15 protein-coding genes and 1 pseudogene are annotated in these 15801 nt (G+C 39.3%); 1 reads left to right on the top strand and 15 read right to left on the bottom strand.

What is annotated here, in order from left to right; genetic code table 11:
* Nucleotides 1-8 precede the first annotated feature (8 nt).
* The 4 genes and pseudogenes from FHG64_RS13085 to FHG64_RS13075 all read right to left on the bottom strand — a co-directional run bounded on the left by FHG64_RS13085 (nucleotide 9) and on the right by FHG64_RS13075 (nucleotide 5020).
* The gene (locus FHG64_RS13085; RefSeq protein ID WP_394344224.1) at nucleotides 9-2972 is read right to left on the bottom strand and encodes a heavy metal translocating P-type ATPase; all 2964 of its coding nucleotides are present in this window, start codon (nucleotides 2970-2972) and stop codon (nucleotides 9-11) included.
* 51 nt (nucleotides 2973-3023) lie between these two features.
* A pseudogene (locus tag FHG64_RS20000) lies at nucleotides 3024-3203 on the bottom strand (heavy-metal-associated domain-containing protein); the annotation flags it as partial.
* 67 nt (nucleotides 3204-3270) lie between these two features.
* A complete protein-coding gene (locus tag FHG64_RS13080; protein ID WP_139066822.1) occupies nucleotides 3271-4602 on the bottom strand; it encodes an APC family permease in 1332 nt (443 codons plus the stop codon).
* A gap of 97 nt (nucleotides 4603-4699) precedes the next feature.
* Nucleotides 4700-5020, bottom strand: a complete 321-nt coding sequence (locus tag FHG64_RS13075) for a four-helix bundle copper-binding protein (protein ID WP_139066821.1) — start codon at nucleotides 5018-5020, stop codon at nucleotides 4700-4702.
* A 293-nt stretch (nucleotides 5021-5313) separates the two neighbouring features.
* Between FHG64_RS13075 and FHG64_RS13070 the strand changes: the two genes are divergently transcribed.
* The gene (locus tag FHG64_RS13070) at nucleotides 5314-6792 is read left to right on the top strand and encodes a DUF305 domain-containing protein (RefSeq protein WP_139066820.1); all 1479 of its coding nucleotides are present in this window, start codon (nucleotides 5314-5316) and stop codon (nucleotides 6790-6792) included.
* A gap of 284 nt (nucleotides 6793-7076) precedes the next feature.
* Here FHG64_RS13070 and FHG64_RS13065 read toward each other — a convergent pair whose 3' ends face one another.
* The 11 genes from FHG64_RS13065 to FHG64_RS13020 all read right to left on the bottom strand — a co-directional run bounded on the left by FHG64_RS13065 (nucleotide 7077) and on the right by FHG64_RS13020 (nucleotide 15788).
* Nucleotides 7077-7325 (bottom strand): helix-turn-helix domain-containing protein, encoded by a 249-nt coding sequence (locus FHG64_RS13065; RefSeq protein ID WP_139066819.1) that lies wholly within the window; start codon nucleotides 7323-7325, stop codon nucleotides 7077-7079.
* A 242-nt stretch (nucleotides 7326-7567) separates the two neighbouring features.
* Nucleotides 7568-8140, bottom strand: coding sequence for a type 1 periplasmic binding fold superfamily protein (locus tag FHG64_RS13060; RefSeq protein WP_139066818.1), 573 nt, complete (start codon nucleotides 8138-8140; stop codon nucleotides 7568-7570).
* Between the two features lie 18 nt (nucleotides 8141-8158).
* Complete coding sequence (locus FHG64_RS13055; protein WP_246054107.1) at nucleotides 8159-10009, bottom strand: TonB-dependent receptor plug domain-containing protein; 1851 nt, start codon at nucleotides 10007-10009, stop codon at nucleotides 8159-8161.
* On the bottom strand, nucleotides 9958-10560 hold the full coding sequence (locus tag FHG64_RS19620; RefSeq protein ID WP_246054105.1) for a TonB-dependent receptor: 603 nt from the start codon (nucleotides 10558-10560) through the stop codon (nucleotides 9958-9960). The genes FHG64_RS13055 and FHG64_RS19620 overlap by 52 nt, the downstream gene beginning before the upstream one ends.
* A 591-nt stretch (nucleotides 10561-11151) precedes the next feature.
* On the bottom strand, nucleotides 11152-11652 hold the full coding sequence (locus tag FHG64_RS13050; protein WP_246054103.1) for a helix-turn-helix domain-containing protein: 501 nt from the start codon (nucleotides 11650-11652) through the stop codon (nucleotides 11152-11154).
* 367 nt (nucleotides 11653-12019) lie between these two features.
* A complete protein-coding gene (locus FHG64_RS13045) occupies nucleotides 12020-12451 on the bottom strand; it encodes a hypothetical protein (RefSeq protein WP_139066816.1) in 432 nt (143 codons plus the stop codon).
* 66 nt (nucleotides 12452-12517) lie between these two features.
* Complete coding sequence (locus FHG64_RS13040; RefSeq protein ID WP_139066815.1) at nucleotides 12518-13090, bottom strand: DUF2911 domain-containing protein; 573 nt, start codon at nucleotides 13088-13090, stop codon at nucleotides 12518-12520.
* 17 nt (nucleotides 13091-13107) lie between these two features.
* Nucleotides 13108-13896, bottom strand: a complete 789-nt coding sequence (locus FHG64_RS13035) for a DUF6503 family protein (protein ID WP_246054101.1) — start codon at nucleotides 13894-13896, stop codon at nucleotides 13108-13110.
* A 2-nt stretch (nucleotides 13897-13898) separates the two neighbouring features.
* Nucleotides 13899-14597, bottom strand: a complete 699-nt coding sequence (locus tag FHG64_RS13030) for a PepSY domain-containing protein (RefSeq protein WP_139066814.1) — start codon at nucleotides 14595-14597, stop codon at nucleotides 13899-13901.
* A gap of 108 nt (nucleotides 14598-14705) precedes the next feature.
* Nucleotides 14706-15161, bottom strand: a complete 456-nt coding sequence (locus FHG64_RS13025) for a heme-binding domain-containing protein (protein WP_139066813.1) — start codon at nucleotides 15159-15161, stop codon at nucleotides 14706-14708.
* A 3-nt stretch (nucleotides 15162-15164) separates the two neighbouring features.
* Entirely contained in the window at nucleotides 15165-15788 is a 624-nt protein-coding gene (locus FHG64_RS13020; protein WP_139066812.1) for a DUF3347 domain-containing protein, read from the bottom strand.
* Between the last annotated feature and the right edge of the window lie 13 nt (nucleotides 15789-15801).

The following is a 15801-nucleotide window of genomic DNA, read 5'->3' as shown; positions in this document are numbered from 1 at the left end:
TCTAACAATTAGATCTTAGCGGTTCTCAACCTCAAGGCATTAGCAATAACTGAAACGGAGCTAAGGCTCATAGCCAGTGCTGCTATCATTGGGGACAGCAATATTCCGAAAAACGGGTAAAGCAGACCTGCAGCAATTGGAATTCCCAGGGTGTTATAAATAAAGGCAAAGAATAAATTTTGCTTTATATTCCTCATCACCTTATAACTTAAATTCCTGGCTTTTGCAATTCCCAACAGATCTCCCTTTACTAAAGTTATTCCCGCACTCTCAATGGCTACGTCGGTCCCGGTACCCATAGCTATACCAACGTCAGCTTTTGCAAGGGCGGGGGCATCATTAATTCCATCGCCGGCCATCGCAACTTTTTTTCCTTCCTGTTGTAGCCGTTCCACTTCCTTAAGTTTATCTTCGGGAAGCATTTGGGCCTTAAAACCGTCCAAATTTAAAGTCTCACTCACAGCTTTGGCCGTCTCTTTATTATCTCCGGTTAACATAAACACCTTTAATCCCAGTTCATGCAGTTCTTTTATTGCCTCCTTACTTGACTCCTTTATCTTATCATAGATCACCACAAAACCAATAGCATTTCCCCCTTCCGAAAGATAAGACACTGTTTTTCCCTTTTTCTGCTCTGTTATAACCTGTTGTTCCAGGTCAGGTGAAATTTTTGCATTTACCTGCTCCATCATTTTAGAATTACCAAGAGCCAGTTTACTTCCGTTAAGTTCGGCCATCACACCTTTTCCTGTAACTGAATTAAAATTAGAAACAGGTTTCACCTGCACATTCTTTTCTTCGGCATAACGAAGAGTTGCCTCTGCCAATGGATGTTCACTACTGCTGTTAAGTGAAGCTATTTTCTCCAAAATATCTTCCTCAGAATAACCGGAAGAAGCGCTTACTACTTTTTCTACCGAAGGTTTTCCTTCAGTCACGGTACCTGTTTTATCAATAATTACAATATCAATTTTATCAAATCTTTCAAGAGATTCCGCATTTTTGATCAACACTCCGCTTTGAGCTCCCTTACCAACACCAACCATAATAGACATAGGAGTAGCGAGACCTAATGCGCAGGGACAAGCGATAATTAAAACGGCAATGGCATTTACAAGGGCATAAACATATGCAGGGTCCGGACCAAAGATCGCCCAGATAATAAAGGTGAGAACCGAAACCACAACTACTATCGGGACAAAATATCCTGAGATCTTGTCAGCCAATTTTTGGATTGGGGCCCTCGACCTGCTGGCAGATTTTACCATTTCAATTATTTGGGAGAGCAGGGTCTCGGACCCCACTTTTTCCGCCACCATTATAAAAGTTTTATTACCATTTATGGTTCCGGAGCTCACCTTATCCCCCACGGTTTTATCTACGGGAATAGGTTCACCTGTAATCATGGACTCATCAATATTACTTTCCCCTTCTTGTATACTGCCATCTACAGGAATTTTTTCTCCCGGTTTCACCCGCAGTAAATCGCCTTTTTCTATACTGTCTATGGCAACTATCTTTTCCTTGCCATCAATGATCTTTGTTGCCTTACTGGGTGCAAGTTTTAAAAGTTCCTTAATCGCTGAATTTGTTTTGCTGTGGGCTCGAGCCTCCAGGACCTGGCCCAACAATACCAGCGTAAGAATAATAGTGGCAACTTCATAGTATACATAAACCGTCCCCTGATCTGTTTTAAACTGCGCAGGCAAAACATCGGGAAAAAGCATTGCTGCCACACTAAAAAGCCAGGCCACTCCAACACCAATCCCTATAAGAGTAAACATATTAAGGTTCCAGGTTTTAATTGACCTGTAGGCGCGCTCAAAAAACATCCAGGTGGCATAAAAGATAACCGGAATAGACAAGGCCAGCTGAACCCAGTTCCAGTACTCCCAGTCCATTACTTCAAGTAACGGATTACTTGAAAAAATTTCTTCAGACATTGCAATGATAAGAATGGGAACAGTAAAGGCCGTTGCCACCCAAAATTTTCGCAATAGCTTTTTGTAAGTCTTATCTTCTTCTTCATCTACACCACCCTCCAGAGGGACCAAATCCATCCCGCAAATGGGACAGGAGCCCATTTCATCTTCTACAATTTCGGGATGCATAGGACATGTGAATTTTTGGGGAATTCTGGTGGCAGATGGAGCTTCTACCAGGTCCATACCACATACGGGACAATCCCCTGGTTTATCGTAAGTCTTTTCCCCTTCGCAATGCATAGGGCAGTAAAAGGCTCCTGACCCTCCCTTGGTTTTTTCTGCTTTCTTTTTAGATGACCCTTTAGGTTTTTCTCCAGGCATTGTAATTGAATACGTACCTCCGTCCTCTTGAAGTTTTTTCTGAAGACTTTCCAGAGGAATATGTTTTTCCATTTCAATCACTGCCTCTTCCTTCTTAAGATCTACAGTTGCTTTGGTGACCCCTTCAACTTCACTTAGAGTTTTTTCCACATGGGTTCGGCAGCCGTTGCAGGTCATTCCATGAACGGCATAGGTGTGTTGCATTTTTCCTCCATTGCTATGCCCTTCCGAAGGTTCAGAAATACTGTAGTTCGAACCTTTTAAGGCCTCCTGAAATGTGTTAATTTCAATATGACGTTCCATTTCAATGGTAGCTTTGGCGCTATTTAGATCAACCGATGCCTTTGTTACCCCTTTGACTTCATTTAAAACTTTTTCCACATGACTTCGACAACCATTACAGGTCATCCCGTGAACCGTATAAGTGTGAATCATCGTTTTTATTTTGTGATCTTCTTCAGCAGGTTCTGAAATTTTATAACTGGAATTTTCTAAAGCCTCCTGAAATTTTTCAATCTTTATATGATTTTCCATTTCAATAGTGGCTTCAGCTTTTTCGAGGCTTACGGAAGCATTGGTTACCCCTTCAACTTCACTTAAAACTTTTTCTACATGACTACGGCAGCCGTTGCAGGTCATCCCGTGTACGGCATAGGTATGCTTCATTTTTCCTCCTTTGCTATGCGCTACCGAAGGTTCAGAAATACTGTAGTTCGAACCTTTTAAGGCCTCCTGAAATGTGCTAATTTCAATATGACGTTCCATTTCAATGGTAGCTTCCGCTTTTTCAAGATCTACCGAAGCATTGGAAACACCATCCACTTCATTCAAAACTTTTTCTACATGACTGCGGCAGCCGTTACAGGTCATGCCGGTTATTTTATAGGTGTGTATCATCTCCATTTTCTTTTAATTAATTAAAAATTGTAAAAGAATAATGTACCAATTTAATTCAACGACTAATTTATTCTTTTCCTTGATGGTTATGAGTGGTTTCCTTGCCACTATTGGGGCTGCTTTTAAGGAAGAAAAATTCAGCAATAAAGATGAGTATTATTGAAGGTACAGCTACATATATTATAAAAATATCTGTTTGAGCCTTTACAGTTAAAAAAGCAGCAAGCACAACCGCATCCAAAATTATAGCAGTTATTAAAATAGATGATCTGGCCTTTATTTCCTTTTTTAAGTAACGGAAAATGCCCCAATGCACTATTATATCCATCACTAAGTAGAATATAGCCCCCAAGGAAGCAATCCTGCTTAGGTCAAAAAAAATAGTAAGGATAATTGCAATTACTACTGTATATACCAACATATGCCTTTGTACTGTTCCAGACATGCCTAGATGGCTATGCGGTATTAAATGCATATTCGTAAGCATTCCTGTCATTCGGGATACTGCAAAAATACTCGCGATTACCCCGGAAATGGTTGCTACAATTGCGATACCAACAGTAAACCACAATCCAAAATCACCGAATAACGGCCGTGCCGCTTCCGCAAGAGAGTAATCCCTGGCTTCAATTATTTGAGGAATGGAAAGATTTGATCCTACAGCCAGAGCTACTAAAAAATATATCACCACACAAATCGCCAAAGAAATTACAATGGCCCTACTCACGTTCTTGTGAGGCTTTTCGATTTCACTCCCGCTATTGGTAATTGTGGTAAAACCTTTATACGCAAGAATAGAAAGTGCCAGGGCTGCAATGTAATCCACAAACTGGTTACCTGGATCTTCAGAAGGTACGGCCGCATTTAAATCGACACCCGAAGCCCATAAAGCTCCTGCTGCAAAAATTACTAAACCACCTATTTTCACCGCTGCCATATAGAGGGAAATTTTTCCTATTGCTTTATTCCCAAGAATATTTATAACAAATGCAGCTATAAGTAGTCCAACTCCTAATACAGGAACCCAAAAGCTGTTTTCGCCCACGTCAAATAGCTGCAGGGTATAACTACCAAAAGTCCTGGCAACAAGACTTTCATTAATGACCATGGAAAAGGCCATGAGCAACGATGCGGCAGCCGTAATAGTTCCTTTGCCGTACGCCTTTTGTAAGTACATAGCTATCCCTCCTGCTGAAGGATACGCATTAGACATTTTTATATAAGAGTATGCGCTAAAACCGGAGATAATACCTCCCAGAACAAAGGCATAAGCGAAATAATCTCCTGAGAGTTCAGCCACCTGACCTAGCAGTGCAAAGATCCCGGCACCAATCATTACTCCTGTCCCCATGGCTACGGCACCAGTAAGGGAAAGGCTATTCTTTTTATATTCTGACATATGAAATTTTTAGTAGAGGAATACTTCCATATAGAAACAACATTAATGAATAATAAAGCCCGGGTTCCCGGGCTTTATGTTATCAGCTGTACTTCCATTAAGCAGCATACCTTGAACATGCCTCTTCACATTTTCTACATGCTTCGGCACATTTTTTACAGTGATCTGTCTCATGCTTTTCACATTCTTCAGCGCACTTTCTGCAAATCTCCTGGCAGTATTTTACTAATCCGGCAACATCCTGTGAAGTAACGGACAGCGCCTCGGCTGTAGCTATACACGTGGTAGCACAAATCTTGTCCAGGCGAATACACCTTACCATCATTTTTACGTCTTGTTCATCCAAACATGCATCGGCACAGTGGTTACAATGAGCGGCGCAGTTGTAAAGCGCACTAATTAATTCTTGATTTCTCATAATTATTTGGTTTTATTAAACTTGAAGTCAAGTTACATTTTTTGATAGCGCTAGTTCATCAACATTATGGTAAAATCCTTAGGTATTAAGACTTTATGATTTTTTTAGTAATTATCATCTCTTCTACTAGCTATCTTAGGGTAGCCAGAAAAATCAACTCCCTGACGGAGGTAAGAATTTTATTAAAATAATCCCCCCAACCCATCCCCCCAAACGTTTCAATTAACCAAGTAGACTCCTTTAGGATTTACATATTATTTTATTCAATAATTTATTAACCAAAAAACATTTATATGAAGAAATTTAAACTATGTATTGCTTCTTTAGCAGTATTCGCTATGATTTTCACATCCTGTAGTAAGGAGGAAGAAGGAATTTCACAGGCTAAAAAGACCACCCTATCATTTGAAGCTATTGTAAATGATCTGGTCTCAAACAGAGCAGCTTCCAAACAATCATTGGGAGATATACCCGAATGTTCCAATGATGATCCTGCTTTTGTTAGAATAATCCTATTGCAGGGAGGTACCGAGGTGGTGGGAACCTCAAATAATCCATACAGGATAGACCTTGCATCTGGCCAAAATTTTACCGTTGAAGATGCTGCTTTAGAATTAGATCCCGGAACCTACAACCTGGATCATTTTTCTGTCTATAATGCAGATGGGGATTTAATCTGGTTAGCTCCAAGAGGTGGTGATCTTGCAAATTTTGTCGATACTCCCCTGCCATTATCTATAGACTTAGGTGCAGGCGTCAAAAAATATGTGGAGGTACCTGTCTTGTGTTATGATAACAGGGATGTAAATCAATATGGTTATTTGTTCTTTGAGCTTGATACTAATCAAGCTGTAGAATTTTGCTTCTTCGCCAATTATTGTGATGATAGTGGAAGACATTTCACCGCCAATTATAGTCTGGATGTGTGGCTAGGAACAGATAATACGGGAATACAACTCTATAATGATCTTGAGCCTACTGTTGGTGTTAACGACCATGGAGATTTCTTTGCATCACCTCTGTGCGTTGCTTTGCCTTACAACGAAGGTGCTAATGAGGATTATATATATTATGAAGTTACTCTGCTGGATTGGGAAGCTAATTATGATAGTGTGGAACATAAAGTTTTATCAGGTACTCTGAATAAAAATGATATTGAGGCCCATTTTGACGGGAATGATAATATTGATTATGAACACCTACGTTTTAATTGTGTGGAAGAGGGGGTGAACGAAGAGTATGTAGCCGAAATGGAAGCGGCCATAGAGAATATGATGGAGGAAATTAATGCTATACCATATACAGGGGATCCAGATTATGATTTTGCCAGAAAGATGATACCTCACCATAGAGGTGAAATAGCCTTGGCAGAAATAGAATTAGAGTATGGCCACCATGAGGAAATGCGTAATATGGCCGAGCAAACCCTTACATCAGCCCCGGAAAGTATAAACCGTCTACAAAACTTTCTAGAACAACATGGAGAGCCTGAGCCTATATCAGATACCCAATATATAGAAGAAATGGAAGCTGCTATGGAAGAGATGGAAGTAGAAATGACTTCTATTCCATATACAGGAGATCCAGATTATGATTTTGCCAGAAAGATGATCCCCCATCACCAGGGTGCGATAGATTTGTCATTAATAGAACTGGAGTATGGCGTTCATGAAATGACTCGCGAGGAAGCAAGGATGATTATCGACAGCCAACAACAGGGTATTGTGGAGTTGGAAAGTTTTATCGAAGAACATGGTTCTCCAATGGAGTAGATTTTTTTAAATTAATAAAGTAAGCCGCCTAAAAAATAATTTTTAGGCGGTTTTTAATTTATAGCGTTTTATACTCTAAAATCATTTTTTGCCCACAAAAGAAGCAAAATTTAGAAATTAGGATAGGCTGAACTCGCTGGCTGTGTAATAATGTTATTTAATCAATCGGTGGTTGGTAAAGAGTGTAAAATTAAGAAACTAAGCGTGTTTCCCCCTTCGGTGCAAACTAAAAATTATTACAATGCTTATACTTTATCTAAATATTTAAAAATCACCTTTTTAACTTAAAATTGATTTAGGTCAATTTCACGTTTCTCTTTCTGATTATTATAATCAGAAGGACTTATACCCGTCATTTTTTTAAATTGAGTAGCAAGATAGGTTGCACTGCTATAGCCTATTTCTCTGGCAATTTCTGAAATGTTGAGCTCATTATAATCAAGCAACTCCTTTGTGCGTTCTATCTTGATTTGATTTTGAAATTCTTGTAAGGTCTTGCTGTGAAAAATCTGGTAAGGTGACAAGCCTCTCATTTTTATTAGAGAGAATTTCGAAGCCAAGCCCTTGAAATTCTTGCCCCAAAAAAACTTCCTGATAGGAAATTTCCAGTCCTTCCAGTATTTCTTAAGGCTATTTTACACCACTGACGGACTGCATTAATTATATTAAGATATTTCATTTCTGGTTTCAGTAGAAGGTAGCAAAAGGGAACATAAAAAAACTGCCGGCTTTGAGAGACCGGCAGGATTGAAATAGATTTTAAATTACTACGAGTTTATTCCACAGTTACATTAAAGGTAACTTCTGCATCGGTCTCCCCACCTGCATTGGTAACATCCCCCTCGGCTACACCTTCAGCATCTTTATTGGGCAGGTGAATTAAGGTGACGGTTAAAGTACCTTCACTTGCTTCCATTGTTGTCATTGTAAAATTAATTCCTACAGGATTTCCATTGTCATCCTCATCGGTATAAATTATCCGAACATCCAAACCACTACCGGGGTTGTAAAAAAACTGGTGTTCATCAGCTTCTTCAGCAACTTCGAGTGTAATGTTATCAGCCGGCTCCTCAAGTTCGTTCCAAACTTCTGTGCTACCGAAATAAATAGTATTTGCAGCCAGATTACCCGATACTGTGATTACAGGAGCTGTAGGTCCATCACCATCCAAATCCCGGTATTCCATAATAATGGTTTCCCCTCCCTCTTCAGGAACCAACGTCACCCTTAATGTTGTAATTACCTCCTCTTCGTTTACAGGCTCGGGAGTGTTGTCATCGTCGCTCGAACAGGAAGTTAATAAAGCTCCTGCAATAGCAAACATGGATAAAAATTTAATCGTTTTCATAGTAAAAGATATTTGAAATTAATAATTGAATTTAAGTTGTATTAAAAAATTCCGGCCTAAATCATCGGCGTAGAAACGCTGACGATTGAGGTAATCGCGATACTTGGTATTTAAAATATTGTTTACTGAAAACCTAATCCCAAGATTGCTCCGGTTGTTTAAGGGTAGTTTTACTTCAGAATCAAAATACCACAAATTATATCCCTCGGGTGGTTGACTGATTTCAACCAAAGTGGGGGTCAATTCCCCATCCACCGGAATATTTGCCGTAAAATCATTATTCGGATACCGGGTTTGTTTAAAAACCAGGTCATTGCCCAGACCTATCTTTAAGTCCTTTAAGCTTTGATTGTAATATTGAATTTTATTTGACCAATTTGGGGCGGGCATATCAATTATTGGCCGGTTGTTTTCAATATCCTGTCCATTGACATATGCAAAACGGGTGGTATAATTAAACATTTCTAAAAATTGAAAATCAATATTGATATCTATCCCAAACAGGCGTGCATCGACTTGTTTATATTGGTGCACGGGAAAAGCCCCTCGAATGGTTTGCTCGATTCCCAATGGTTCCAGAAAAATAAAATCCCTGATGTGGTTTATATACGGATTTACCGAAAAATCTACGTTGTCAAACCTGCCTTCAAAACCAAGGGAAGCTTTATAGGCCTTTTCCTGTTGCAGGCTCAAATCACCCAGTTCAATGGTGGCTGCCGAATGGTGCAACCCGTCACTAAAAAGTTCTGAAGGATTGGGCATCCTGGAAGCCGCACTCAGATTCATAACCATGCTAAAATTTTGTTTCCATTGGTAATTACCTCCCAGGCTGGCCGAAAAGTTTTGGTAATTGAAGACGGGGTTAGTGAGCCATTGCGAGCCAAAATCCTCAATGATCAAATTGGAATAATTTTCGTCGTAGTTACGTTCTTGCCAACGGGATTTCAAATAAAACTTTTCGGCATCAATTTGGTTGAAATCGTATCGAAAACCAGCGTCAATGGTAAAATCGTTGTTAAGGAAATAAGATCCCAGAGCAAAAGCCCCAGCTGAGAACAGGTTATAATCGGGGATTAACCTACGCACCCCGGTAGCGGGATCTGCAAAATTGTTCTGGAAAGAAAGATTAATGCCAAAAGTAGATTCAAAGTTGTCGATTTGGTCCCAGTTAAAGCTTGTTTGCAGGTTATGCGTCTGTAATGCCAGGTCCAACGAGGCCCGATCGCGAGCAGCACCGCGCCTTATGTCAAATTCCTTCCGTTCATTGAACTGAAAAGAATACTGCATTTTTAATTCTCCCGCATTTCTGAATCTCCGAAAAAAATTGATCTTTGCCAACTGATGTTGCACATCCTGCCTGGGCGCATTTATGTCGTAGGTAAATTCCTCAACATAATTTGGTTCTCCACTGTTTATTACCCTCACCAGGTCGGTTATATTTCCAAGTTGAGAAGCTCTTAATATACCAATATCGGTATTGAAATAGCTGTAAAAGGCGTCAAATCCATAATTTATTCTGTTGAGACCAATGCCCACTGAGAAATCTTTTTCCCTCACCCCGGTATTGGAAAGGATATAATCGGGGGCCTGCAAATCGCCCATATATTTGAGAGTTCCCTGCACTTTCCAATATAGTCCGGTCTCATAGGACTTCAATAAATTGCTGGTCAAACCTGTGCTCCGGCCATTGCTGGCAGCATTCATTATAGTCTTCCCCATAATAGTATCTTTAATGGGTGGCCTTTTAGGCTCCACTATTATTACGCCCCCAATGGCATCACCGCCGTACTGCAAAGCCGCAGCCCCTTTTATGACCGTTAACCTATCTGCCGTGTTAATATCAATATTGGGTGCGTGTTCCACCCCCATTGCTGATCTTCCATGCGAACCCCATTATTTATTATTACAACCCTGCTACTGTGCAAACCATGAATTACCGGTTTTACCACGGTATTTCCGGTATTAAGGGATGAGACCCCGCTAATTTCTTTTAGGGCATCGCCCAGGGAAGCATTACTGTATTGTTCAATAATTTCAGCGCGCAATGTTTTTTCGGGTACCGAAGAATTGACAAAGACATCGCCTAATATTAGTATCTCATTTAATTCTTCCAGGTGATGTTCCAGTTTAAAATTGCGGGAGGTATTTCCTTGGATTGTAATGTTACGGGAAATTGTTTTGCATTCCGGATGTGAAATTTCGACCTCGTAAGTGCCTTCACATATACCATCCAGCCTGTATTTTCCTTCTAAGTCTGAAACGGTTCCTTTTTGCAAACTTTTTATCTGGATAACGGCATTGGGCAACACAGAGCCATCGTGAATATCCGTCACTCTGCCGGAAAGGTCAAAACCGCAATTTTGCGAATATGCTGAGAAGCATCCTGCAAAAAAAATTACAGAAACAATAAATTTTAGCATAATAATGAATGAGACCAGGTTAAAGGATATTAATTAGATGATGGAGATGAAAAAGGTGAAAAGGAAAGCTGAACACTTTCTTTGCGGATACAAAAATTTAAGCTAGTGAAGGGGGTGGCTTATTATAATAAAAGCCATAGTATTCGAATTCAAGATGGTAAAAATAAATCTCAATGTCTTTTTGAGACCGAATCATTGAAAAAGGAAGAAAATCAATGTCTTTATCAGCAGGATCAATAAATTCTATATTATTGGTCTTCTGGAAATCTTCGCATATCCCACAATCCACTATCTCTGTATTGTCCTGAACAAAACGGACAAACGAATGGAGGTTTGCCACTTTTAGAGTAATAAAAAGGGTCAACAAGAATAATGTGATGCTATGCAATACTATTTTCTGCAAAAAAAAAAATGTTGGCACAAATATAATAAAACCAAGTGTACAACTACTGGAAACCAAAAATTAATACTGAAAAAATATTGAAATAACTGTGCCTTTTTACATTTTAAATTTTATACCGGAAAGGGTTCATGCCGTGACTTTTTAAGTTAAGTAGAAAAATTTTTTCTTGCTCACATGGTACCTATTTTTTAAATTTCATCCAGGTCAACTGTTCTCCTACGTTCTTGAAACCTATACTCGGAAGGACTTACGCCTGTCATCTTTTTAAATTGAGTCGCAAGGTAAGTTGCACTGCTGTACCCAGTTTCCCTGGCAATTTCTGAAATGTTGAGCTCATTATTTTCAAGCAATTCCTTTGTGCGTTCTATTTTAACCTGATTCTGAAATTCCTGTATGTTCTTACCTTCTATTGCTGTGAAGACCCGGGTGAGATGACTGTAGTCGTAATAAAGATTTTCACTTAAGACTTTTGACAACTTTCCACTGCCAAAGTTTTCCTCTTTATAAATACGTGCTATAATAATTGATTTTATCTTGTTCACAAGCCGCTCATTTTTATCGAAAAGTATCTCAAAGCCTACCCGGTGGAATTCTTCTTTAATGGCAGACAATTCCCCTGAATTAAGAGGCCTTTCCAGTACCGCTTGTCCCAGGGACACTTCCTGGTAGGGGATTTTTAATCCTTCCAATATTTCCCTGACGCTGCTTTTGCACCGCTGACAAACTACATTTTTTATGTTGAGTACTTTTTCTTCCATATTGATAACCAACTACTGTTAAATTAATTAATATAGGTGATGAATATTTTTTAAAGCTTCACTGCTTCCGAAAAATTATTCCAGGACTGCTAATCGATTCAAAACCATTTTCAATCCTATACACATAAGAAATTATCTTTCATTTCAATAATTATATTTCCAGCTAACGTTCAAGACTATTGACCGAGAATATTCAAATCAATTCTTAAAAATCACTTTAGTATTCGCAAACATATTTTAATATTCCATCCTCGTTCAATTAATCTTTATATCAAAGGGATAGTCTATTTCTTATCAATTATTGTATGGATTTGTTTTTTATTTTATAATCCTTATAAGACTCCTCTGATTCAAAATAAGCAACTGCTCCTTCCTTACTGGTTAATACAATGTATGAAGTAGATTTATCCACGGGTTTCCCTGTAAATGGATCTTGTGCCATTCTCGCAGATTCATCGTTATTTAACTTTCCCACACACATATCACAACAGCCATAATAGGTTTTACCTTCTACGGGCACAGGAAGTTGTGGTTTGCCCATATAGGCATTGTTTACCATGCATACCAAATCGTTTGGCAAGTGGTCGCCAACCTGATAGCTTATCTGGTTGTTTTCGCCGACGGCAATTCCCTTTTCGACTGCTTTTTCCTTTTCTGTAGCTGAATTGCAGGAAAGAAGTGAAATCCCAATCAAAAACATTCCTGTAAGAACTTTAATAGACTTTTTCATTTTTATTGGTTTTATGCCTGACGGTGCAGGTCCTTATTACTGTTTTTATTGATATTACAAAACTTTTTATCTTTTGGCTACTTTAAACGGAACATGGATCTTTGTTTTCTCCCAAGCCAAAGAAATTGTACCCTTGTCAGCTCCGGTTTCTTTTACTTCATAAGATAATGCTTCCTGGATTTCATCCAATTCTTCCGGGGCAACATTTAGGCTAAGTACGTTTTCGCTTTCGTCATACTCATCTTTCCCATGCTGGTCCCATCTGGAATTGAACATGACCTTCCAATTTTCTTTTCCCGGAATTACAAAAAAACCGTATTTCCCCGCCGGAAGTGTTTTGTTATCTATTACCAAATCTTTATCTGTCTCTATCCAGGTGGCTTTGTGGGCCCCGGCCTGCCAAATGGTATTGAAGCCAACCAAACCTCCAAAGATTATCCTGTCCCGAACCCTGGGCGAGGAATAATCTATATGGATATGTGCACCATCAATGACGGCCATTGCACTGGTGTGCGGACTTAAAACTTCCTTGTTGGTGGTACTTTTTTCCTGCGATTGGTGGTTTTCATGTTGGGCTTGTACACCAAAAGTAAAAATTGATGCAAAAAATGTGTAAAAAATGTACTTTGTTGTGTTCATGGTAAATTGTGTTTTAATTAATTGTTTTTATTTATGCTTACGTTAATATTTTCGGTTTCTATATTAGAGAAAAACTTCAGGTCCCCTGCTTCGTAGAGGGAATCTAGGTCACGCAACGGTGTGGACAGATCATCGGTTTTGTAGTTTTTATAATCCACAAACCGAATATTACCTATCGTTCTTGGATTTACTGCTTTTCTAAACCTTATTCCCCCATTATTTGTGAAAAATCTATAAGCCAGGTAACCTACGGTGTAATTCTCTTTGTGTATCCAGTATACAAACTCATCATGATGATCTGTTCCCCCGCCTTCCTCACGAAATGTAACCTTAACTTCGTAATACGTTTCGCCTTCCACCTCATCTTCCCCCAACAATTCTTTATTAGCTGCCGGAGAGTTGAGCACATATGGCAATTGTACAAAATAGTGAACAGAGTTTACCCCGTCGCTTATACGTGTAACCATGGAATCGGGTACTATGGCCACTTCGCCGTTTTTGTACCGGCTTAAACCTTCATTGCTAAGGATATCATGTGTGGTGTTACCGGTGGAATCCTTAACGAGGCGTTCAAGGCGGAATTTTTCCCCATTGCGCTTGCTCTTGTATTCCCTGTTCCTAAAAGTGAATTTAATTTCAGCATTCCCGTAATTTTCTCCTCCAGAGGCCTCTATACTTTTTTCTATGATTTTTTCACCTTCCGTTTTTTCTTCTGAAGTGTCACAAGACAGGAATAAAGCTGAAATTAGCATAACAGATAGTACTTTATTTTTGCGACAGAAGTTTTTCATTATAAGTACTCCCATTTTTAAAATTTTTTTAGAAATTTTCTTACTGATGGAGAGGAGATGTACCATAGTACAAAGCCACTCAGCACCGTTATAAGTCCTAACAGCGAAAAAATACGTAGCACAAGGTTGTTAAAATTATCCCTGCCTTCGTAATCCATGGTATGGGTCATCCATAAGAAATCGAACCACCGCCAGTTGCGGTGCCTCAAAGTTTGGAATGTACCGTCCAAAGCCGAAACATAGGCTCTTATATTCTCTGGGGTTTCGTAAGAAATCACATAGGCCGGCAACGGGCCGCCCCTATACTCGTGATGATCTCCCGTTTCTTTAATCATTTCAATTCCAGCTATCACAAGATCTTCCCGCATATACTTTCCGGCGATTGCAAGAGCTTCTTCCTCAGTTATACCCTTTTTTTCTTCCCCCTTTAGAGCGTCTATTAATTTTTCGCCGTTTACCAGATAAAAAGGTTTCCCCGCTATGTCTTTGAGCTGAAGGGATTTCACAACCCCCGTCAATCCTGAAGGAGCCCTTAAATTACTGAAGGATACCGATTCCACGTGATGTTTCCTGAATTGGTCACCGTGGATCTCATCTATATCTGTCCAGCTAAAATACATGCCGCTTACCGTCCACATTATAAATTGGACACCAATGAAAAGGCCCAGGTAGCGGTGGGTTTTTCTAAGTTTTAAAGCTGTTTTTCTTTTTACCAATACTATTTGTTTATTTCTTTCAAAAACTTTTATAAAAACCCTGCACCTGAAATTTTAACTAACCAATTAAACAAACAGTTTTCAGGCACAGGGTTGGGGGATTTACTCTTATCTCAAATCCGCGGACAACGAGTCCATCCAGGCTATGAATTCTTCTTTTTCTTTTTCTGAAAGTTTTGCATCCCAATGCAATAATGTATAGGAAGAAAGAGGCATTTCCCCATCTTTCACCTGGCTGCTCATTGAGCGTATTTTGCTGCGCTGGCGTCGGGAAGAATACTCCCCAAATTCACTTAAATTTAATTCTTCTTTACCTTCTTCAATATGATCGTTCAAATACCAGGTAACCGGCTGGATTTTATTGTACCAGGGATAATTGGTATTATTGCTATGGCAGTCATAACAGGAGGTTTTCAGGATCTTACTTATGTTTTGCGGCACCTCATAAACCTCTGTAAAATCCGATTTAGGTACATAATCGCTTTGATTGAGCTTTTTGGGGATAAATTGTATCCCCAAAAAGACAACCAGTAAAATTATGCCGATGATCTTTAGAAATTTCATGTACTAAATTTCCTTCTGGACCTCCCCACACTTTAGCATTTTTTGCCCATAGTAAGGGTTCCTTATTTCTTCACTGGCACTTAACCATATTGCACCTTTATTGTCGTTGTACATAGGGCAAAACTGTTGGTAAAGTGTTTTAGGGCTTCCTGTTATTTCCAACATATCTGCAAGATCCACGCTCAATATATCGAAATGTTCCCTTTGATGCGCTATATCACTCATCGTAATATGCTCGGCATGTTCTTTGGCATCTTCAATTATTTCGGTCAACTCTTGTTTTTGAGTCTCATTATATTCGCTCATATTAAACCCATCAAAAGCTGCTACCAGGCTTCCACCGGCTTTTGCCGCCTCTTCAACATTATCTGCTACCAGCGCATCTTTTAACTGCAAATAATCATTGACAATACGCCCTGTCTGTGAATTTTCACTTTCACCTTCCATCATGCCTGAACCTTCCATCATGTTTTCCCCGTCCATCATTTCTGAACCTTCGTTCATATTTTCATGGTTCATTTCAGAATGGTCCATATCCCCTCCTTCATTGGTATCCCTGCAGGATATTGTCGTTAATGTTGCAAACGTCAAAATTGCAATTCCCAAATTTACTCTTAGATTTCTCATTTTTAATTGTATT

This window comes from Antarcticibacterium flavum (assembly GCF_006159205.1).
GTDB lineage: Bacteria > Bacteroidota > Bacteroidia > Flavobacteriales > Flavobacteriaceae > Gillisia > Gillisia flava.
This window is presented reverse-complemented; position numbering and strand designations above follow the sequence as displayed.

Coding starts and splice junctions, on each gene's coding strand:
- FHG64_RS19620 (WP_246054105.1), bottom strand. CDS start 10,560: ATGCTAAAATTTATTGTTTCTGTAATTTTTTTTGCAGGATGCTTCTCA.
- FHG64_RS13070 (WP_139066820.1), top strand. CDS start 5,314: ATGAAGAAATTTAAACTATGTATTGCTTCTTTAGCAGTATTCGCTATG.
- FHG64_RS13040 (WP_139066815.1), bottom strand. CDS start 13,090: ATGAACACAACAAAGTACATTTTTTACACATTTTTTGCATCAATTTTT.
- FHG64_RS13085 (WP_394344224.1), bottom strand. CDS start 2,972: ATGAAGCATACCTATGCCGTACACGGGATGACCTGCAACGGCTGCCGT.
- FHG64_RS13045 (WP_139066816.1), bottom strand. CDS start 12,451: ATGAAAAAGTCTATTAAAGTTCTTACAGGAATGTTTTTGATTGGGATT.
- FHG64_RS13020 (WP_139066812.1), bottom strand. CDS start 15,788: ATGAGAAATCTAAGAGTAAATTTGGGAATTGCAATTTTGACGTTTGCA.
- FHG64_RS13075 (WP_139066821.1), bottom strand. CDS start 5,020: ATGAGAAATCAAGAATTAATTAGTGCGCTTTACAACTGCGCCGCTCAT.
- FHG64_RS13065 (WP_139066819.1), bottom strand. CDS start 7,325: ATGAGAGGCTTGTCACCTTACCAGATTTTTCACAGCAAGACCTTACAA.
- FHG64_RS13055 (WP_246054107.1), bottom strand. CDS start 10,009: ATGGGGGTGGAACACGCACCCAATATTGATATTAACACGGCAGATAGG.
- FHG64_RS13080 (WP_139066822.1), bottom strand. CDS start 4,602: ATGTCAGAATATAAAAAGAATAGCCTTTCCCTTACTGGTGCCGTAGCC.
- FHG64_RS13035 (WP_246054101.1), bottom strand. CDS start 13,896: ATGGGAGTACTTATAATGAAAAACTTCTGTCGCAAAAATAAAGTACTA.
- FHG64_RS13025 (WP_139066813.1), bottom strand. CDS start 15,161: ATGAAATTTCTAAAGATCATCGGCATAATTTTACTGGTTGTCTTTTTG.
- FHG64_RS13060 (WP_139066818.1), bottom strand. CDS start 8,140: ATGAAAACGATTAAATTTTTATCCATGTTTGCTATTGCAGGAGCTTTA.